Below are 20,160 nucleotides of genomic sequence, written 5' to 3'. Positions count from 1 at the left end.
TCCCTTCATCCTTTAACGCCGCCTTCATCACCGGTCCGGCAAGGTGGGCACCATGCCGGATTTCGCTGAACATCCACGACTGTTTGAGGGGTTCCCCGCGGGGGAAGCGGTCTCGCGCGGGCAACCGTCCTATATCGCGGATCACCGGGTCCGCCTGCGCGAACGGTTCGCCGAAGGCGGGCCCGACGCGATGCCGGACTACGAGCTTCTGGAACTGCTGCTGTTCCGCATCGTGCCCCGGCGCGATGTGAAACCACTGGCGCGCGCGCTGATCGACCGCTTCGGCGATCTGGGCGGTGTGCTCGCCGCGCCGCGAGACATGCTCGCGGCCGTTCCCGGCGCGGGTCCGGCCGTCGCGCTGGAGCTTTGCCTCACCGACGCCGTCATCCGTCGCGCGCTACGTAACCGGGCGCTTTCGCGGCCGGTCGTCTCGTCGTGGGAGGCGCTGATGGACTACTGCCGCGCAACCCTCGCCCGGGAACGCACCGAACGCTTCCGGGTCCTGTTTCTGGACGCCAAGAACACGCTGATCGCCGACGAAGAGCAGGCGAAAGGCACGGTGGATCACGTTCCGGTCTACCCGCGAGAGGTCGTCAAACGCGCGCTCGAGCTTGAGGCGAAGGCGCTGATCCTCGTCCACAACCACCCGTCTGGCGACCCGACCCCCTCGGATGCGGACCGATCTGTGACGCGACAGATCGCGCAGGCCTGCGAGGTTCTCGGCCTGATCCTGCATGACCACGTCGTCATCGGGCGGGGGCGCGAGGTCAGTTTCCGGGCCGAGGGGTTCCTGTAGGCTCATCCGCTCCGACCCAGACCTCCACACGCCGATTCATTCGGCGCCCCCAATCGGTTTCGTCGCATGCGATCGGCAGCACCTCGCCGTATGCTGCCACGTCGAGCAGGACGTTCGTCCCCGGAACCGCCTCGGCCACGGCGCTTCGGACAGCCTCGGCCCGCTCACGGGAAAGACGACGATTGCCGTAGACCGTCCCGCCACCGTCGCTGAATCCTGCGAAGATCAGCCGCCGGCCATCGAACAGCCCTCCGCGCAGGGCGGCCGCAAGCCGATCCACGTTGTCCTGGGACTGCGCGTCGAGCTGGCTCGAGCCGCCCTCGAAGCGGAAGGACAGCGTCAGCCGGGCCTTCCCCCGCAGGTCCGTCACCATGCGCTGAAGCCCCGTCAGGACGGCATCCTGCTCGGCCGCGATGATTGCCAGACCCAGACGCTCGCCCTGGGCGGCGAAGGGGATCGCCTCGGGGAACTGGTCAACCAGGCCGGCTCGCTGGATCACGGGCTGCGCGATCGGCGAGACCACGTAATCCAGGAAGTTCCGCGCCACACCGGTGATCCGGCGCATCGGCGTATACAGGAAGACCGGCGCCGTGAGGGGGTAATCCTCGGTCTTTAGACTCTGCGGATCGGCATCGACCGAGGCGCCACAGGGGCCCATCAGCGTCAACGGTAGCGTGTCACCCTGGGCCGAATAGAGCGTCAGACCCAGCGCGTCGGGGGACGCCGCAACCGCTGCGGCAAGCGCCTCGAGCGTCGCGTGGGGGACCACCGGCCGATCGCCGAGGGAGGGGAAATGCCGCAGGATGGCCTCGCCCGCGCTGGTGGCGGGATCGGGGATATGCAGCGCCTCAGGCGGCCAGCCGGAGATATCCTCGACCGAGATTGCGCTCCGCTCGGACAAGGCCGAGACGACCGGGACCACGCCGTCCAGCCCGAGGATCGCGCGGCGGCTGGCCTCCGACAAGTCGCCGCGACCCGCTTCGCGCGCCAGCGCAAGCTCGATGCTGTCAGGTGGGCGTAGGGAAACCGCCACGTCGGCGAGATCGGCGACGAGATCGGCGAACCCTTCGGAACTGCTGGTTGGCGCGAGGGTCATCCGCGCCAAGACCTTGTCGCCACGCGACAAGGTATAGCGCGTGGCGGCACCGTCCGTATCATGCGCGAGGTCGTAGCCCTCGCGGCGCGAGAAGGTCTCGATCAGCGGCGGGAGCACGGTCCGCACCACGGACGCCTCGCCCGAGATGCGCACGATCTGGGGCGCTTCGGGGCTGGGGCAACCGGCGCCGATACACTCCAGGGTTCGGCCATCGAGCGTCACTTCGCCGTTCGGGCCGAGGATGCGGTAGTAGCGCCCGTCGAAGCCCAGAAGCTCACCCTCTGCCACGGTGCGGCCGTCGTGGCGCAGCGCGATCGGCTCTGCCGCGGCCGGGACCGGCCAGCAGAGCATCGCGCACAGGAGCCAGCCTGTCGGTTTCATCGACCCTCCCCGGATGTGCCGGGGAGTCTCCCGCCCCGCAGCCCGGGTTTCAAGTACTCATGCAAGCTGGCCGTGGCAGTGCTTGAACTTCTTGCCGGACCCGCAGGGGCACGGATCGTTGCGGCTGGGGTTGCCCCAGGTCGTTGGGTCGGATTCGACGAAGCCGGGGGCTGCCGCTTCGGCCTCGGCCTCGCCGGGCTTGGGCTGGGGATCTGCCGATTCGCGGACACGGGCACGTTGCGCCTGGATCTGCGCGATCATCTGGCGCTGCTCATCCTCGGACAACGGCTTGATCTGACAGAGCTTCTTGGTCACGTCCGCCCGCAGCGAGTCCAGCATCGACTCGAACAGCTGGAACGCCTCGTTCTTGTACTCGTTCAGCGGGTCGCGCTGCGCATAGCCGCGGAAGCCCACGACCGAGCGCAGGTGCTCGAGCGTCAGAAGGTGTTCGCGCCACTTGCCGTCGATCGTCTGCAGCAGAAGCTGCTTCTCGATCTGGCGCATGTTCGTAGGGCCGAACTGCGCGGCTTTCGCGGCCATGTACCGATCGGATTCGTCGTAGAGGCGCTCGCGGATGATCTCGTCGTCGACGCCGTCCTCTTCGACCCAGGCCTTCACCGGCAGGTCCAGATTCAGCGTTTCAAGCACCGAGACATACAGCCCGTCGCCGTCCCACTGGTCGGCATATGTTTTCGCCGGGATGTGCTGGTCGACCAGATCGTCGATCACCTGGTGGCGCATGTCCTGCGCGATCTCGGCCAGTTCTTCGGCCTCCATGATCTCGCGGCGCTGACCGAAGATCACCTTCCGCTGATCGTTCTGGACGTCGTCGAACTTCAGAAGCTGCTTGCGGATGTCGAAGTTGCGCCCCTCGACCTTCGCCTGCGCACGCTCGAGCGACTTGTTCACCCACGGGTGGACGATCGCCTCGCCCTCTTTCATCCCCAGCTTCTGGAGCATGTTGTCGAGCCGCTCCGAGCCGAAGATGCGCATCAGGTCGTCGTCGAGCGACAGGAAGAACGCCGACCGTCCCGGATCGCCCTGACGACCGGAACGGCCGCGCAGCTGGTTGTCGATCCGGCGGCTTTCATGCCGTTCGGTCGCCAGCACGAAGAGGCCGCCGGCCGTCTTGACCTTCTCCTTCTCGTCGGCGGTCTCGGCCTGGATGCGGGCGCGGATCGGTTCGGGATCGGCCTCGGGATCGTCGGCGAGCGCCTGCATCACCTTCATGTCGACGTTGCCGCCAAGCTGGATGTCGGTACCACGGCCGGCCATGTTGGTGGCGATCGTCACGGCGCCCAGCTTGCCGGCATCGGCGACGATCTGCGCCTCCTGCTCGTGCTGGCGGGCGTTCAGGACGTTGTGGGGCACGCCTTCCTTCTGCAAAAGCTCGCTGAGGAATTCCGACTTCTCGATCGAGGTCGTGCCGACGAGGGTCGGCTGGCCGGCCTCGTGGGCGCGCTTGATCTCGGCCACGATGGCATCGTATTTTTCCTGCGCGGTCCGATAGACGGCATCGTGCTCGTCCACCCGCGCGATAGGGCGGTTGGTGGGGATTTCGACCACGCCCAGCTTGTAGATCTCCAGAAATTCCTCTTCCTCGGTCAGCGCCGTGCCGGTCATGCCGGCCAGCTTGTCGTAGAGGCGGAAGTAGTTCTGAAACGTGACGCTCGCGAGGGTGACGTTCTCGGGTTGGATGTCCACGCCCTCCTTCGCCTCGATCGCCTGGTGCAGACCGTCGGACAGGCGCCGGCCGGCCATCATGCGGCCGGTGAACTCGTCGATCAGCACGATCGAGTCGTCGCGGACGATGTAGTCCTTGTCCTTGGTGAACAGCTTGTGGGCGCGCAGACCCTGGTTCACGTGGTGGACGATCGTGGTGGATTCGGGGTCATACAGCGACTGCCCCTCGGGCAGGATCCCGGCGCCCAGCAGATGCTCTTCGAGGAACTCGTTGCCGTCGTCCGTGAAGGTCACGTTCCGCGTCTTTTCGTCGAGCGAGTAGTGCTCGTCGGTCAGAAGCGGGATCACCTTGTCGATGGTGCGGTAAAGTTCGGATCGGTCGTCCGACGGGCCAGAGATGATCAGCGGCGTCCGCGCCTCGTCGATGAGGATCGAGTCGACCTCGTCCACGATGGCAAAGTTGTGCCCGCGTTGCATCAGTTGGCGCAGTTCCGAACGCATGTTGTCGCGCAGGTAGTCGAAGCCCAGCTCGTTGTTCGTGGCGTAGGTCACGTCGGCGGCATAGGCCGCGCGCTTCTCGTCCTCGGGCTGCTGGGGATAGACGACCCCGGTCGTCATGCCGAGTTGCCCGTAGACCTTGCTCATCCAGTCGGCGTCGCGGCGGGCGAGGTAGTCGTTTACCGTGACGATGTGCACGCCCTTGCCGGTCAGCGCGTTCAGGTAGGCCGGGAAGGTCGCCACCAGCGTCTTGCCCTCGCCGGTCTTCATCTCGGCGATGTTGCCCTGGTGCATGAAGATGCCGCCGGTCAGCTGCACGTCGAAGGCGCGCAGGCCAAGCGCCCGGCGCGCGCCCTCGCGGCAGTTGGCGAAGGCTTCGGGCAGGATGTCGTCGAGGCTTTCGCCCTTCGCGACACGCTCCTTGAACTCGGCTGTCTTGGCGATCAGCGCGTCGTCGGACAGGGGCTCGAACTCGGCCTCCAGCGCGTTGATCTTGTCGACGAGGGGGCGCGTGGCCTTGACCTTGCGATCATTCGGCGTGCCGAAGACCTTTCGCGCAACAGAACCCAGACCAAGCATCGTCTCTCCTGACATCAACGTGTGAGGGGATCGCTTGCCCGGCCCGTCGGCGCCGAATAGGAAGGCGGCAAGAAACGGTCCCTTCAGAGGCTGAAGGCGATGTAAGGGGCACCCTTGGAACTGTCAATGTTGGGACCATGGGCCCACGGGAAAGGACAATCACGATGACGAAACTCGGCACGATGACCGCCGCGGCCATGATGGCGCTCGCTCTGCCTGCGGTTGCGCAGGACGCCTCGACCGTAGTAGCGACCGTGAACGGCACCGACATCACGCTGGGCCACATGGTCGCGATGCGCGAGCGCCTGCCCGAGCAGTACCAGGCGCTTGACGATCAGACCCTGTTCGAGGGCGTTCTCGAGCAGCTGATCCAGCAGACCGCCCTGGGCGACCAGGCCGACGGCCTGTCCCGCCGCGGCGAACTGGTGATCGAGAACGAGCGCCGCGCCCTGGTCGCCTCCGAGGTCGTCCAGCGCCTTTCGGCGGACGCGGTGACCGAAGGTCAGGTCACCGAGATGTACGAGGCCGAGTATGGCGGGACCGAGCCGTCGACCGAATACAACGCCTCGCACATCCTCGTCGAGACGGAGGAAGAGGCGCAGGCCCTGATCGAACGCCTGAACGCCGGCGAGGATTTCGCCGAACTGGCCCGCGCCGAGTCCACCGGCCCCTCTGCCCCCTCGGGCGGCAACCTGGGGTGGTTCGGCCCCGGCGCCATGGTCCAACCCTTCGACGAGGCGGTGCAGGGCATGGAGGCCGGCGCAGTTGCGGGTCCCGTCCAGACCGAATTCGGCTGGCACGTCATCAAGTTGAACGAGACGCGCGAACAGACGCCGCCGCCGCTTGACGAGGTCCGCGGCGAGATCGAGGGCCGCATCCAGATGCAGGCCGTCGAAAGCATCGTGTCCTCTGCCATCGAGGACGCCGAGGTGAACCGCCCCCAGACGCAGATCGACCCGGCCACGATCCGCAACGACAACCTTCTGGACTGACCGATGCCCACATTGTCGCCGCTCGCGCCCGCGCGCTTCCCCGATCTGCCGCAGGTGGACGGGGTCCGTTTTGCCACGGCCGCAGCCGGGGTCCGCTACAAGAACCGCACGGACGTGATGCTCGCGCTTTGCGATCCCGGCACCACCGTCGCGGGGACCTTTACCCGCTCCGCGACGCGGTCGGCCCCGGTTCGGGACTGCGAGGCCAAGATCGGCGGCGACGGCGATGCAGGTGCTGCGATCCTGGTGAACTCGGGCAATTCCAACGCCTTCACCGGCAAGGCCGGCGAGGGCTCGGTCGAGCGCATCGCGGCCGCCGTGGCCGAGGTGGCCGGCCTGCCCGAGGCACGCGTCTTCACCTCGTCCACCGGAGTGATCGGCGAGCGTCTGCCCGACGACCGCATCACCGCCGCGCTGACCGACCTGCACGAGGCGCTCGACCCCGCCGGGATCGAGCCGGCAGCGCGGGCCATCATGACGACCGACACCTTCCCCAAGGGCTGCGCCCGCCGCGTCGAAATCGACGGGCAGGCGGTGAACGTCGTCGGGATCGCCAAGGGCTCGGGCATGATCGCACCCGACATGGCGACGATGCTGGTCTACATCTTCACCGACGCAACGATCGCCCGCCCCCTGCTGCAGGAGATGCTGTCGGACCTCACCGACCGCACCTTCAACTGCATCACCGTGGACGGCGACACTTCGACCTCGGACACGCTGCTGTTGGCGGCGACTGGCAAATCGGCCGAAGTGACCTCGCGCGGCAGCCCGTTCGAGGACGCGCTTCACGAGGTGATGCTGGACCTGTCGCACCAGGTCGTGCGCGACGGCGAGGGTGCCACGAAGTTCGTCGAGGTCTCTGTGACCGGCGCGGCAGACGATGCCGATGCGCGCAAGGTGGCGTCCTCCATCGCGAACTCGCCCTTGGTCAAGACCGCCATCGCAGGCGAGGATCCCAACTGGGGCCGCATCGTCATGGCCGTCGGCAAGTCCGGCGCCAAGGCCGACCGCGACACCCTGTCGATCCGCTTCGGCGATATCGAGGTGGCGCGCGACGGCTGGGTCTCGCCCGACTATGCCGAGGACAAGGGCGCGGCCTATATGAAGGGGCAGGAGCTTGTGATCCGCGTGGATCTCGGCCTTGGTAGTGGCACGGCCACCATGTGGACCTGCGACCTGACCCACGCCTATATCCAGATCAACGCCGACTATCGCTCGTGAAAGTGGTTCTGGTGTCTGCCGTCGCGCTCATAGATCGCGACGGCCGGGTGCTTCTGGCGCAACGTCCCGAAGGCAAATCGATGGCCGGCCTGTGGGAGTTTCCCGGCGGCAAGGTCGAACCCGGCGAACGCCCCGAGGACGCCCTGATCCGCGAGCTGGACGAGGAACTGGGCATCAACACGTGGTCCTCGTGCCTTGCGCCGCTGACCTTCGCCAGCCACGCCTATGACGATTTCCACCTGTTGATGCCCCTCTTCGCCTGCCGCAAGTGGGAGGGGACGCCAAGCCCGCGCGAGGGCCAGACCCTCGCCTGGGCGTTCCCGCGCGAGCTGCGCAACTACCCCATGCCGCCCGCCGACATCCCCTTGATCCCGATCCTGCGCGACTGGCTCTAGGCACGAAAAAGGGCGCCCGCAGGCGCCCGATCTCACGTCCAAGGTGGCGCGATCAGATTTCGCTCTTGATCCAGCTTTCCAACGAGGCCTTGGGCGCCGCGCCGATCTTGTTCGACACGACTTCGCCGTTCTTGAACAGGAACAGCGCGGGAATGCCGCGAACGCCCATTTGCGCGGGCGCGTTCGGGTTCTCGTCCACGTTGACCTTCACGATCTTGACCTGGCCTTCCATCTCGTTAGAGATCTCCTCGAGCGCCGGGCCGATCTGCTTGCAGGGGCCGCACCATTCGGCCCAGAAGTCCACCACGACGGGAATGTCGGACTGGCGAACCTCGGCGTCGAAGGTGGCGTCGGTGACGGGGGTGGTGCCCATGGGAAATCTCCTTGCGATCGCGTCAGGCGAAGGACGTAAGGACGCCCCCCATCAGCGTCAAGGCAGCGTGCGGGCGAAGGCGACCGCGACAAGGTCGCCCGGCAGCGGCATCAGCAGCGGCTTGCGGGTCCACAGCAGCGCCGTCTCGATCCGCCTTCCCGGGTAGATCGCCCCCAGCGCGTGCGCATAGGCGCCCATCTGCCGCAACAGGCCCTCGGGCACGGTGTCGGGCATTTCCGGCACGATCCGGTTCGACTTGTAGTCGATGGCCAGCACGCTGTCGGGGCCGACGATCAGCCGGTCGACCGCGCCCAGAAGCCGGTCGCCCGAGGGTAGCGGCGCGACAAGGTCGACCTCTTTCAGCGCGGGGCGGTTGAACATTTCGCGCAGGTCCGGTGCACCGAGGACGCGGCGCGCCTCGTCCAGAGCGTCGGCGACCTGGTCCGGCGTGGGCGCGGCGGCGGCCAGAAGCCGCGCGGCGCGGGTGTCCCAAATCTCGGGGGCGTCCATCGGCAGGTGTTCGAGCAGAAGGTGAATGCGCGAGCCGCGGGCGATGGCCTCGTCCTCGTCCAGTTCCTCGGGCAGCACCTCGCCCGGCAACGCCTTCGCGCCGCCGAGACCCGAGGGGGAGACGATCCCAGCCTCTCCCGGCGGCGGCGACGGCGCCTCGTCAAACCACGGGGCAAGCGTTCCTTCGGGGGCGCGGGCGGGCGGCGCGGTCTCGGCGGGCGCCGTGGCGGCCCAGTCGTTCACCTCGAACCGGCGGCCGGGGCCGGCCTGCGTCGCGATCTCGACGGTCTCCAAGGCGGCCATTCCGGCCTCGAGCGACTCGTACCACGTCCCCTTGGGCCGCGTCGTCTCGGGGCCGCAGCAGATCAGCCAGCTTTCGGCCCGGGTCATCGCCACGTAGAGAAGCCGTTCGCGCTCGGCTGCATCGGCGGCGGCGCGCGCTTCGGCACTGGCGGCAAGCGCCGGGGGCCGCGCCTCCTTCGGGGGCGACCACAGCACCGGCCCATCGGGCAGCTTGACGAACCGCGCCGCGTCGTTTCGCGGCGCCTTCGTCGTATCGGCCAGGATCACCACCGGCGCCTCAAGTCCCTTTGCGCCGTGCACCGTCATCACGCGCAGCCGGTTCCCCGCGCCCTCGGCCTGCCGCTTGATCTTGACCGTCTCGGCCTCGAACCACGCCAGGAAACCCGCCAGCGAGGGCACGTCAGACCGTTCGTAATCCAGCGCCTGCCCGAGCAGCGCGTCGATGGCGTCCTCGCTTTCCACCCCCAGCCGCCCGATCAGCCGCGACCGCCCGCCATGGCGCACCAGCAGGCGGTCGATCAGCTCGTAGGGGCGGACGTAGTCGGCATGGTCGCGCAAATCGCGGATCACGTCGATGGCGGCGGCATGACGGCTGCGCCTCAGCGCATCCCACAGCGACCCGCTACGCCCGTGCGCGAGGTCATACAGATCGCCCTCGCTCAGCCCGAACAGCGGCGAGCCCAACGCCTCGGCCAACGCAAGATCGTCCTTTTCAAGCGCAAGGAACTTCAACAGGGACAGGATGTCCCGCACCGCCAGATCGTCCTCGAGCGTCAGGACATCCGCCCCCGCGATGTCGAGCCCCGCCGCCTTGCACGCCCGGATCAGCGGGTGGAACACGCCCGAGCGCGACCGCACGAGGATCAGCACGTCGCCCGCCCGCACCGGCCGGCAGCGCGAGGGGTCGGTGCGGTCGGGGATGGTCTCGCCCCGGTCGATCATCTCCTTCACCGCGCCGGCGATCTGGCCCGCGATCCGCGAGACGGCGCTTTCGGGGTCGGGGCTGTCCACCGGGTCTTCCCAGTCGGGCGGATCGTCGCCGGCGTCGCCCTCGGTCATCGGCCAGAGGTCTACGCGACCGGGCATAGCGGCCTTGAACGCGTGGTGCTGGACCGGCCCGCCCAAACCGGCGGCAAACACCGCGTCCACCGCGCCCAGCACGGCGGGAGCCGAGCGGAAAGAATGCTGAAGCTCAAGCCGTTGCAGCGCCTCGGGGCCAAGCTGCTCGGCGAAGTAGTCATGCATCCGGTCGAACCCCTCGGGGTCCGCACCCTGGAAGGAATAGATCGACTGCTTCTTGTCGCCCACGACGAAGATCGTCCGCTCGCCCGACTCGCGCCTCCCGTGTCCGGCGGCAAACTCGCGGGCGAGCGCGCCGATCACCGTCCATTGCACGGGCGAGGTGTCCTGCGCCTCATCCACCAGGATGTGGTCGATCCCCCCGTCCAGCCGGTAGAGCACCCAATCCGCCACCGCCTTCTGGGTCAGCAGGTCCCGCGCGCCAAGGATCAGGTCGTCGAAATCGAGCCATCCGCGCGCCTGCTTGGCCGCCTCGTAGCGGGTCAAGACCGCTTGGGCGAACCGGTTGAGCGTCAGCGATCGGTCGAGCACGGCAAGGGACAGGCGGGTCGCGCGGGCCTCGGCCACCCGCTCCATCAGCTCGTCGAGGGCCTCGCAATCGTCGCCCAGAGCGGTGCGGACGGCCTTCGTGGGGAACTTGCCGCACTTCGCGCCGAAGGGCTCCTTGGCGCCTGCGCCGTAGAGGCAGAGGTCTTCGAGCACGTCCAGGACCTCGGCCCCGAACGGCGCAGCCAGCGCCGCCAGCCGCGGGGCTGCGGATTGGTCCGTCTTGCCGCCCGACGCCATGGCTGTCGCGACCCGGCGCAACACCGCCTCGGTGCCCGGCTCGAACACCTCGTCCAACAGCGCTCCGAACGTGTCGTCGGGCTTGAGGTCCAGCGCATCGCGCAAGCCGGGCTCGTCCACGGGAACGAAGGCGTCACGGGCCGAGACAATGCCTGACACCAGTTCTCCTACCGCGCCTGTCATCGCGACGACCTGCCGGAACAGGTCAGGCTCGGCCTCGGCGACGGCTTCCAGCACCCCTTCGCGCAGTTGCGCGGCGGAGCGGTCGTCCATCTCGGTGAAGCTGGGCGAGACCTGTGCCTCGAGCGGGAAGCGCCGCAAAAGCACCGCGCAGAACGAGTGGATCGTCTGGATCCGCAAGCCGCCGGGCGTCTCGATGGCCTGTGCGAAGAGGCGCCGGGCGCGGGCCAAGTCGGCCTCGGCGGGCTCGGCGCCCAGCGTGTCCAGCGCCTCGAACAGCGCGGTGTCGGGCATCATCGCCCAGCGGCCGAGCGTGGCGAAGAGGCGGTTCTGCATCTCGCTCGCCGCGGCCTTGGTGTAGGTCAGGCACAGGATGTTCTGCGGTTGCACCCCGGCCAGCAGCAGCCGCGCCACCCGGTCCGTCAGCACTCGCGTCTTACCCGAGCCCGCATTCGCCGACAGCCAGGTCGAGCGATCGGGCCGCGCGGCGGTGATTTGGCGCGTCGTCGCCTCGTCCCTCACCCGACATCCTCCGGCTGGGCCGGGTCGCTCAGGTCCCATTCGCCGAAGCGCGCAAGGTGCGCATAGTCGAACCGATCCAACTGCCGTTCCGTCGCGCGCAGCGAGGTATAGCCCTGCGCTCGGTCGTTATAGGCCCCCAGCAGCTTTTGCAGCATCAGCAGCACGGCGCGGGGGTCGAGCGTCACGTCGCCCGCCTCGCGCAGATCGTGCAGCGTCTCCTTCCGGTCGGAGCCGAGGCCGATATGGCTGACCGTGGCGACCTCGGCCGCATCAACGCCCCGAAAGGCCCCCGCCTCGGCCATGACGGCTTCGAGCATCAGTTGCTTGTCGAAATGCAGAAGCTGGTCCTTCGAGGGCAAGCGACCGGTCTTGTAGTCGATGACGTTCAGGCGCCCGTCGGTCCGACGGTCGATCCGGTCGGCGGTCCCGGTCAAGAGGACGCCGGTGCCGGGAACCTCAAACCGGCCTTCTTCTTCGGGGCGCAGCGGGGTCGCCTCGGCTTGCCGCGTGCGCTCGCCTTCCAGGAACCAGTCGGCCCAGCCCTCGACCTGCGCCAGCCAGGTCAGGCGGGCGCTGGCCCACTGCACTTGGGCCAACACCTCGGTCGCGATACGCAATAGCGCCTCGCGCGCTGCGGGGGTCGCGGGGTCGTGCCGTTCGATCAGCCACAGTTCCAAGATGCGGTGCAGCGCCTGCCCCCGTTGCCGCCCGTCCGGCTCGGGTCGGCGCGGCGACAGGGGACGCAGTTTCAGGACGTTTGCCGCGTAGATGCCGTAGGGATCACGCACCAGCTTTTCGATCTGCGTGACCGACAGCCGGTTCGGCCGCACGTCCACGGGCGGGCGCGGTGAGGGCCTGTGCGCCGGCCTCAGGCGATCGACCCGCGCGGCGGACAGGCGCGCCTGGTTCAGCCAGAGATCGCCCCGCGCCCGCATGGCGGCCAGCGCCTCAGGGCCGCGATTGTCGGGCAGACCGCCCAGCAGGTTCGTCAGGCGGTTCAGCCAGCGGGACATCACCGTCTCGGCCTCGGCATCGCGGCGGGCGCGCGAGAACACGACCTCGGGCGCGCAGGCCGCCTGCTGGAAGTCGTGCGCCGACAGGCCGATGCGCCGCTCGGGCAGCAGCAGCCCGACACGCGCCCGCATGTCCCGGTTCAGCCACGGATCGGGGGTCGGCGGCTCGGGCCACGTCCCCTCGCTGAGGCCGGCGAGGATCACGAGGTCCGCCCCCTGCACCCGCGCTTCGAGCGTGCCCCAGATCATGATGTCGGGCCGGGCGGTATCGGGGCGGCGGGATTCCTCGGCCTGCAGCAGCGAGTCGAGCAGCGCCACGTAATCCGACGGCCTGAGTGGCCCGCCATGCCCCGCCGACGCCTCGAGCGCCGCCATCACCTCGCGCGCCTTGCGGCCGGCGGCCTGGGACCAGAGATCCGGCGACAGGGCCTGAACCTCGGCCATGTGGCGCGCCACGAGCGCGGGCAGATGCGCCGCGCCCGTCGCCGCGAGCCGGTCGAGCACGCCGCCGATCCACGTGGCCCAATTGGGGTCGGCTCCCTTCGCCTCTGTCCACCGGGTCAGCAGCGCAGAGTCGACACTGGGGCCGCCATTGTCGCGCAGCCAAAGGTCGAGCGCGTTGGCATTGCGCAGATGCACCCCGCGATCGCCGTGACTGACAAGCGGATGCTTGAGCAGCGCCAGTACGGCATCCGGCCCAGGCCCCTCGCCCAGCAGCCGGGCGGTCTGGCGCAGAAGTCGCCCCGGGGGCGTGAGGTGCAGCGGCTCGCCCGCGCTGTCGTCGGCCTCGATCCCCCACCGGTCGAGCGCGGCCTGCACCCGCCGCGTCAGCGTCCGGTCGGGGGTGATCAGCGCGGTACGGCGGCCTTCGTCGGCGGCGCGGCGCAGGCGGATGGCGATGGATTGCGCCTCTTCGACCGGATCGGCGGCCTCGATCAGGCTGAGGCCCTCAGTCGCCGTCACCATGTCGCCCAGCGCCGGCCCATCGCGCATCCACTGGTCGGTCACCGGCGCGGGACGCAACGCCATGGACAGGAGCGCACTGCGCGCCGGCACCGGGTCGCAGCCGGTCCAGCGCGGCAGGTCCCACGGCACCCGGCCCAGCTTCTGGCAGATCGCGGCAAAGCGGAACTGCGGGTGATCCTCGCCCGTCCGCGCGTCGCCGAGCCGGTCCCAGACATCCGCCGGCATGTGCGGATCGACGCCGGGCAGCACGACGGCGCCCTGCGGCAGGCGGGCCACGGCCTCCATCAGCAGCGCGACCGGCCCGCGCGACCCGGTGGAGCCCGCGACGATCACCGGATGCGACGGAGGTGCGGCGGCCCAGCGCGCGGCCAGCGCCTCGGCGGCGCGGCGCAGGCGGGCCTCGGGGCTGGGCAGGGCGTCGGTCTCGGCCACCTGCCGCGCGATCATCAGGAACTTGAGCGCGCGCTGCCAGTGGCCGCCCATTTCGCCCACGTCCAGCCCCTCGAGCGCGGCGGGATCGACGCCTTCGCCATACATCTCGTCGAAGACCGCGCCGAGGCTGTCGGCCAGGTCGAACACCGCGCTGCGGGGGGCGAGGGTCGGGTCCGCCTCGATCAGACGCAGGACGAGCCGCGCGAGGTCGAGCTTGCGGTCCAGCGAGGGCAAGGCGGGCGGCAGGTCCACCGCCGGGTCGGCCGCAAGCTGGCCCAGCAGGCGGATACGCGGCAACAGGCGCGGCGGGCCATCGGCGAATAGGCGCATCAGGCGACGGCGCATCCGGGTCGTGTTGACGAAGATCTCGATCTCGGCCCACGCCTCGGGGGGCTGCCCTTCAAGGCGCTGCTCCATCCCGCGGATCAGCTCGGCAGGGTAGTCGCAGCCGGGCGGAAGGGCGAAGAGGCGCGCGCCGGCCGCGGGGTCAAACATCGGCAAGAAGGTCCTCGGCCAGCGCGATCCCCTCGGGGTGGCCGACATCGGCCCAGGCGCCGGGATATTCGACGCCGTGCAGCGCGCCCTCGGCCGCCAGCGCCTCCCACACGCGGCGGAGCGAGAACACCCGCTCGGACACCTCGTCCAGCACCGCAGCGTCGATGATCTGCGCGCCGGTATAGACGTGGTCCCCGCCGAACCTCAGGCGGTCACCGGTGAGGGTGAAATCCCCACCGCCCTTGCGCCCCTTGGCCTGCGCCAGCGGCACGCAAAGCAGAAGCGCCCGCATCCCCTCGCTCCATGCCCCCTGCAGCACGTCGAGCGGGTTCGGTCCCGCGAAGATCGCGTCGGGGTTCAGCGTCCAGCACGGCCCCGGCCCCAGAAGCGGCCGCGCGGCGGCAAGCCCGCCGCCGGTGTCGAGGATCTCGCCCGGCTCGTGCGAGATCGTGACCCCGCGCGCCTGCAGCCGGGGCGTGATGACCTCGGGCAGGTAGTGCGTGTTGGCGACGATGGGCGCAGCGCCGGCGGCGAGGCCAAGATCGACGGCGCGGTCGACCATGGTGCGGCCGCCGACCTCGACCATAGGCTTCGGGCGGTCCTGCGTCAGGTGCAGCATTCGCCTGCCGAAGCCCGCGCAGAAGATCATCAGCGGGCGGCTCATGCGGCGACCTGCCCTGCGAGACATGCGCGAAGCGGATCAGCCAGTGGCGCGGCGGCGGGGTGACGCAGCGAGCGCTCGACATAGCCCCGGACGCGCGGCACGTGAGCGAGGTAGCCGGTCCGGCCCCGCTCGGCGAGGCGGGCGAAGAGGCCCAGGATGCGGACGTTGCGCTGCAACGACTGAAGCGCGTAGGCGCCGCCGAAGGCATCCCGGTCGCGGCCGGTGACGGTGCAGAACCGGTCGAGCATCCACGCCTCGGTCTCGGGTGAGACGTCGCGGCGGGCGTCCTGCAGATACGAGGCAAGATCGTAGGCGGGGTGGCCGGCGAGCGCATCCTGGAAATCCAGCAGACCCACCCGTCGCGCATCCTGTCGTCCCGGCATCCAGACCAGGTTCACGGCCTGGAAGTCGCGATGCACGAGGACCACCTCGTCGCCGCCATGCTCTTCGAGGAGCGTACGGAACAGGCGCCCGCATTCCTCGGTCGGGCCGGCCGGCTGCGCCGCGTGTGTCCAGGCCGGTTCGAGCGCGGCGGTCATGGCCTCGGCGTCGTAGGCTGCGGCCCAGGCTGGCACCTTCGCCGCCTGCCACGTGGCGACGCACTGGATGACGGCCTCTCCCAACGTGGTTTCGGCAGCCGGGTCGGCGGCGATGACGCGGGCGAAGGTGTCGTCACCAAGATCCTCCATCAGGATCAGGCCCTGCGGCTCCGACGAGGCGATGATCCGCGGGACCGACAGGCCCAGATCGTCGAAATGCGCGGAAACGGTCAGGAACGGGCCGATCGCGGCGTCGGGGCTCTCCATCAGGACGGCGCTTTCGGTGCCCCGCAGCAGGCGCGTGTATCGGCGGCCGGAGGCGTCGCCGGCCAGGTCGGTGCGGGTGGCGTCGCGCCAACCGGCGCGGGAGAGGAAGGTCTCAGGCATGGGTAAGGGCCTTAATCCCGTCGGTCAGCCGGCGGGGACCGTCCAGCGTCGCGCGGCGGCCGTCCCCCTCGGGCAGAAGGGTGATGCGCAGGGCGTCCGCGGGCGCATGGTCCAGCCGGTCGGGCCATTCGATCAGGCAGATGGCGGGGCCGGAGATGGCCTCGTCGAGGCCGAGCTCGACCAGTTCCGAGGGATCGCCCAGCCGGTAGAGATCGGCGTGGATCATCTCGATCTCGCCGATCCGGTAGGTCTGGACCAGCGTGTAGGTCGGCGACGGGACGTCCTCGACCCCGCCATGCCGGGCCATCCGGGTCTGGATGACGGCGCGCGCCAGATGGCTTTTGCCGGCGCCGAGCTCGCCCGTCAGCAACACCGTGTCGCCGGGGGCCAGACGCTCCGACAGGGTGCGGCCCAGCGCATCGGTCGCGGCGGCATCGGGCAGAAAGAGGGAAAGATCGTCCATGCCCACAGGATGACGCCGCGGGCCGGGGTCATCAAGCCGATAGCGCCCGCCCGGTCCCGCGATGCGCGGATGGACGCGCGTGGGTGACATAGCCGTCACGCCGATTGGGCGCGGGGCAGCTCGGCCTGGTATGGATGAAGCGCCTGGCCTGAGGCAGCCCGTTCGACGAAGCGCAGAAGGGTCGCCGACCCCGGCAGGGGCGCCGCGATCACGAGGATCCGGCCACCGTCGCGCAGGGGCAGGTCCGCCACCGGGCCGACAGGGCCGGAGCGCGCGTCGATGGCCTGGGCCAGATCCTCGAGGCTCGGGTCGGGAAGGCAGCGGCCACGCCACGCGGCGACGGCGCCGGGAAGGTCCGGAGTCTCGTCCACGCCCCAAAGCCGATCGTAGGCTGCGTTTCTCAGGGTCAGCGCACCACCTTCGTCGAATACCGCAACGGCCTCGGGCAGCGCGTTGAGCACCGCAAGGCCGGTGTCGATCCGGGCGCGGAACTGACGGGTGAGGGTGACTTCGGAGGTGACGTCCTCGATCAGCAGGGCGTAGGCGCCATCGGGCTGCGGGCGTCCGGTGACGCGGAAGGTGCGGCCGCCGGGCAGGTGCCACAGTTCGGAGAAGGTGCCCTCTTGCGCCGCCCCCTCGACCGCGGCGACGCGGTCGCGCCAGGAGGCATAGTTCTTCGGCTCGGGCATCATGCGCCGGGACCGGAGCGCGTCGAGGAACGACGCCAGCGTCGGCTGCGAGATCAGGATGTCGATGGGCAGCGTGGTCAGGTCGCCCAGCGCGGGGTTGAACACCGCCAACCTTCCGCCCCGATCGAAGATCGCGAGGCCCACGGTCAGGTGCGCGAAGGTCCGCGCGACGGTGCCCTTGAAGGCGCGCAGGTTGGATTCGGCCGCCGCGAGGTCGGTTGCGGGGAAGGCCGTGATCACACGGTTCCCGCCCCGCTCGGCCGCGCGGATGTCGAACCAGTCGTCGCCGAGCCGGAGCAGCTGCCGGTCCTCACCCGAGAACCCCTCGGCCGGGAACAGCGCCGGAAGCGGCCAGCTCGCGCGGCCGTGGAGGCGCTCGCACCGGGCGCGGTAATCGCGGTTCGCCCAAAGAAGCCGTCCGCCCGCGTCCTCGACCCAGACCGGGCAGACGAGCCCATCGGCGGCACGTCGCAACGTCTCGAGCTCGTCCAGCGCGGCGCTCTGGCAGACGCGGTCCACGAGGATGCGGTCGTTGCCATCCTCGCGCATGGTCAGGCGCAGGCGGTCGCCGTCCTGTTCCAGGTCCAGCCGCCCTGCCCCGTCGCGACCGATCACCATGCGCTCGGCACGTTCGTCCATGCTGGCAAGCGCGGCGGGCAGGTCGGGAAAGCTGTTCGTCAGCCACTCGATCACGCGATCCCTGCGCCAGGCCTCGCCCTCTTCTCCGCCCAGGAACTCGAGCATCGTGCGGGCCGTCGCCGTCGCGTCGATTACCCGGTCGGCATCCAGAATAAACACGGTCCGGTCCGACACGTCGCGCACCAGCAGGCGGGGGCGGGTGGCGGAAAGCAGCCCGAGCGCCCCGAGCGCAGCGGTCACGGCGCCGGCCATCCCGAGCAGCATAAGCGTCGTCTGAGCGGCCATGCGCCGGCCTCCTGTCCTGACTTTTCGGACTCAGGGTGCGCAGAACGGGGTTAAAGCGGCCTTAAACACGTTTCGTCAGGTGGTGGCGCGGTTTTCCCCCAAAGGCGCGCGATCGGTGGCCACGGAGATATCGCTCCGGCGCCACGCGGCGTGGACGACCGCGCCGCCGTCCCGACCGTTGGCGAAGGCAAGCTCGGCCCTCGACCGTTCCAGCAGCGTCTTGGCGATGAACAGGCCCAGACCCATCCCCTCGTAGCCCTGGCGATTCGCGCCGACCGCGCCTTCCCGACGCTTGCGAAGGAACGGGTCGCCGAGGCGCGGCAGCGCCTCGGGCGGGTAGCCCGGCCCGTCATCAGAGATGCGGATCGCGACTTCGTCGGCGCTCCACGATACCTCGATAAGCACCTCGGCAGCGGCGAAATCGACCGCGTTCTGCACCAGGTTGCGCAGCCCGTGGATCACGTCGGGCCGCCGGGCGATACTGGGCTGGCTGGTACTGTCATGAGCGATCGTCTCGATCACCACGTCGATGCCGCGATCCTTGTGAGGATCGGCGGCTTCCTCGACCACGGCGACGAGCGGGACGACCTTGATGTGTTCGTCCTGCTTTCCGGCCTGCCCCATGCCGCGCAGGATGACTCGACACCGTTCGGCCTGGTCGCGGACCAGTTGCGCGTCCGCGCGCGTGTCCTCGTCGGGGGCATCCTCGATCATCTCGCTCGCCACCAGCACGATGGTCGCCAGCGGCGTCCCCAGTTCGTGCGCCGCCGCGGCCACCACACCGCCGAGGTCAGTCAGCTTCTGCTCGCGCGACAGCGCCATCTGCGTGGCGGTCAGGGCATCGCTCATCGCGGTCAGTTCCGAGGTGACGCGGTGCGCGTAGGCGCCCTGAAACAGGATGGCGATGACGATTGCGACCCAGAAGCCCAGCACGAAGACCGGCGGCAGCTGCATGACCTCGCCCGAATGCGTCGTCAGCGGCAAGTGGACGAAGACCAGCGCCGTCCAGAGCACGATGGCCACGGCGCACAGGACGAAGGTTCGCCGGGCGCTCAGCGCAAGGGCGGCAATGGCGACTTGCGCCAGCACGAACAGCGCGAAGGGGTTGTGCAGCCCGCCTGTCAGCAGAAGCAGCGTCCAGAGCTGCACCATGTCGAAGGCGAGGGTCGCGGCAAGCTCGGTCTCGGACAGGCGCCGGTTCTCGGGGAAGGCCATCGTGGCCATCAGGTTCGTGATGACGGCCGCGCCGATGGCCGCGACGATCAGCCCTGTCTCGAGGTCGAGTCCCAGCGCCCCGCACGCCACGATGACCGAGATCACCTGCCCCAGGACGGCGATCCACCGGAGCCGCGCCAGGGTCTGCATCCGCACCCAATGCGCGCGGTTGTCGAAGGCGAGGCGCGGGTCGAGCGCGTCGGTCTCCGAACTGTGAGGGGTCTCGATCATGGGAACGACTTGTAAGCCGCCGCCCGAGGCACGATCAATGCGGCGATATCGACGCCCCCAAGGATACGACCCGACATGACCCCCAGGACTCTCACGCTCGCCTCTCTCGTGGTGCTTGCCGCTGCCGCGGGAACCGCCTCTGCGGTCTGGTGGATGGGGCGCGGAGACGACCCCTTCGCCCCCTGCCGCGAGGGGGCGGTCGCGGGTGCCGCGGCGATCGGCGGTCCGTTCGACCTGGTGTCGGAAACGGGCGAGACGGTGACGGCCGAAGCGGTGCTGGACGAGCCGTCGCTGGTCTATTTCGGCTATACCTACTGCCCCGACGTCTGCCCCTTCGACGCGTCGCGCAACGCAGAAGCCGTCGATCTGCTGGCCGAGCGCGGCTACGACGTGCAGCCGGTCTTCATCTCGGTCGATACCGAGCGGGACACGCCCGAGGTCATGGCCGAGTTCACCGACTACATGCACCCGGACATGCTGGGCCTCACCGGCTCGCCCGAGCAGGTCAAGGCGGCGGCGCAGGCCTACCGGGTCTACTACGCCAAGCGCGGCGAGGATCCGGCGACCTACCTGATGGACCACACCGTCTTCACCTACCTCATGGTGCCCGGCCACGGCTTCATCGACCTGTTCCGCGGCGCACCTGGTGCCTCGGGCGAGGGGGTCACCGCCGCAGAGGTGGCGGACCGGACGGCGTGCTACCTCAGCAATACGTGAGCAACCGTGGTTTGATCGGCCACGGCCGGC

At 69.3% G+C, this 20,160-nt stretch carries 15 protein-coding genes; 5 read left to right on the top strand and 10 right to left on the bottom strand.

The features are described 5' to 3' along the window. The first annotated feature begins 52 nt into the window (after positions 1-52). Positions 53-796, top strand: a complete 744-nt coding sequence (gene radC, locus PAM7066_RS11700) for a RadC family protein (RefSeq protein WP_085854349.1) — start codon at positions 53-55, stop codon at positions 794-796. Here the strand turns inward: radC and PAM7066_RS11695 are convergent. Beyond that, positions 768-2,273 carry an OmpA family protein gene (locus PAM7066_RS11695; protein WP_085854348.1) on the bottom strand — a complete coding sequence of 502 codons (1,506 nt, stop codon included), beginning with the start codon at positions 2,271-2,273 and terminating at the stop codon, positions 768-770. The two genes, radC and PAM7066_RS11695, sit on opposite strands and share 29 nt — an antisense overlap. A 57-nt stretch (positions 2,274-2,330) precedes the next feature. Beyond that, positions 2,331-5,033: a preprotein translocase subunit SecA gene (secA, locus tag PAM7066_RS11690; protein ID WP_085854346.1), complete on the bottom strand. Its 2,703-nt coding sequence runs from the start codon at positions 5,031-5,033 to the stop codon at positions 2,331-2,333. A 164-nt stretch (positions 5,034-5,197) separates the two neighbouring features. On the opposite strand from secA, the gene PAM7066_RS11685 reads away from it, so the two are divergent. The 3 genes from PAM7066_RS11685 to PAM7066_RS11675 are packed head-to-tail and all read left to right on the top strand — an operon-like array spanning position 5,198 to position 7,641. Next, positions 5,198-6,025 carry a peptidylprolyl isomerase gene (locus PAM7066_RS11685; RefSeq protein ID WP_085854345.1) on the top strand — a complete coding sequence of 276 codons (828 nt, stop codon included), beginning with the start codon at positions 5,198-5,200 and terminating at the stop codon, positions 6,023-6,025. A 3-nt stretch (positions 6,026-6,028) separates the two neighbouring features. Further along, on the top strand, positions 6,029-7,246 hold the full coding sequence (argJ, locus tag PAM7066_RS11680; RefSeq protein WP_085854344.1) for a bifunctional glutamate N-acetyltransferase/amino-acid acetyltransferase ArgJ: 1,218 nt from the start codon (positions 6,029-6,031) through the stop codon (positions 7,244-7,246). Further along, the gene (locus PAM7066_RS11675; RefSeq protein WP_085854342.1) at positions 7,243-7,641 is read left to right on the top strand and encodes a (deoxy)nucleoside triphosphate pyrophosphohydrolase; all 399 of its coding nucleotides are present in this window, start codon (positions 7,243-7,245) and stop codon (positions 7,639-7,641) included. The genes argJ and PAM7066_RS11675 overlap by 4 nt, the downstream gene beginning before the upstream one ends. 52 nt (positions 7,642-7,693) lie before the next feature. Here the strand turns inward: PAM7066_RS11675 and trxA are convergent, their stop codons facing one another. The 8 genes from trxA to regB all read right to left on the bottom strand — a co-directional run bounded on the left by trxA (position 7,694) and on the right by regB (position 19,413). Further along, a complete protein-coding gene (gene trxA / locus PAM7066_RS11670; protein WP_085854341.1) occupies positions 7,694-8,014 on the bottom strand; it encodes a thioredoxin in 321 nt (106 codons plus the stop codon). Between the two features lie 57 nt (positions 8,015-8,071). Next, positions 8,072-11,434 carry a double-strand break repair helicase AddA gene (gene addA / locus PAM7066_RS11665; RefSeq protein ID WP_085854340.1) on the bottom strand — a complete coding sequence of 1,121 codons (3,363 nt, stop codon included), beginning with the start codon at positions 11,432-11,434 and terminating at the stop codon, positions 8,072-8,074. Then, entirely contained in the window at positions 11,392-14,301 is a 2,910-nt protein-coding gene (locus PAM7066_RS11660; RefSeq protein WP_085854339.1) for a PD-(D/E)XK nuclease family protein, read from the bottom strand. Before PAM7066_RS11660 ends, addA begins: the two co-directional genes overlap by 43 nt. Beyond that, positions 14,294-14,965: a nucleotidyltransferase family protein gene (locus tag PAM7066_RS11655; RefSeq protein ID WP_085854338.1), complete on the bottom strand. Its 672-nt coding sequence runs from the start codon at positions 14,963-14,965 to the stop codon at positions 14,294-14,296. Before PAM7066_RS11655 ends, PAM7066_RS11660 begins: the two co-directional genes overlap by 8 nt. After that, positions 14,962-15,891, bottom strand: coding sequence for an aminoglycoside phosphotransferase family protein (locus PAM7066_RS11650; protein ID WP_085854337.1), 930 nt, complete (start codon positions 15,889-15,891; stop codon positions 14,962-14,964). Before PAM7066_RS11650 ends, PAM7066_RS11655 begins: the two co-directional genes overlap by 4 nt. Continuing rightward, entirely contained in the window at positions 15,884-16,354 is a 471-nt protein-coding gene (gene tsaE, locus PAM7066_RS11645) for a tRNA (adenosine(37)-N6)-threonylcarbamoyltransferase complex ATPase subunit type 1 TsaE (RefSeq protein WP_085854336.1), read from the bottom strand. The genes PAM7066_RS11650 and tsaE overlap by 8 nt, the downstream gene beginning before the upstream one ends. Before the next feature lie 95 nt (positions 16,355-16,449). After that, on the bottom strand, positions 16,450-17,967 hold the full coding sequence (locus tag PAM7066_RS11640; RefSeq protein WP_085854335.1) for a PAS-domain containing protein: 1,518 nt from the start codon (positions 17,965-17,967) through the stop codon (positions 16,450-16,452). Between the two features lie 75 nt (positions 17,968-18,042). Further along, positions 18,043-19,413, bottom strand: coding sequence for a sensor histidine kinase RegB (gene regB, locus PAM7066_RS11635; RefSeq protein ID WP_085854334.1), 1,371 nt, complete (start codon positions 19,411-19,413; stop codon positions 18,043-18,045). 75 nt (positions 19,414-19,488) lie between these two features. Here regB and PAM7066_RS11630 point away from each other — a divergent pair, with 75 nt between their 5' ends. Then, entirely contained in the window at positions 19,489-20,130 is a 642-nt protein-coding gene (locus PAM7066_RS11630; RefSeq protein ID WP_085854333.1) for an SCO family protein, read from the top strand. Positions 20,131-20,160 lie beyond the last annotated feature (30 nt).

The organism is Palleronia marisminoris (genome assembly GCF_900172315.1).
In the GTDB taxonomy this organism is placed as follows: Bacteria; Pseudomonadota; Alphaproteobacteria; order Rhodobacterales; family Rhodobacteraceae; genus Palleronia; species Palleronia marisminoris.
The sequence above is the reverse complement of the archived record's forward strand: the minus strand, read 5'-3'. Positions and strand labels throughout refer to the sequence as shown.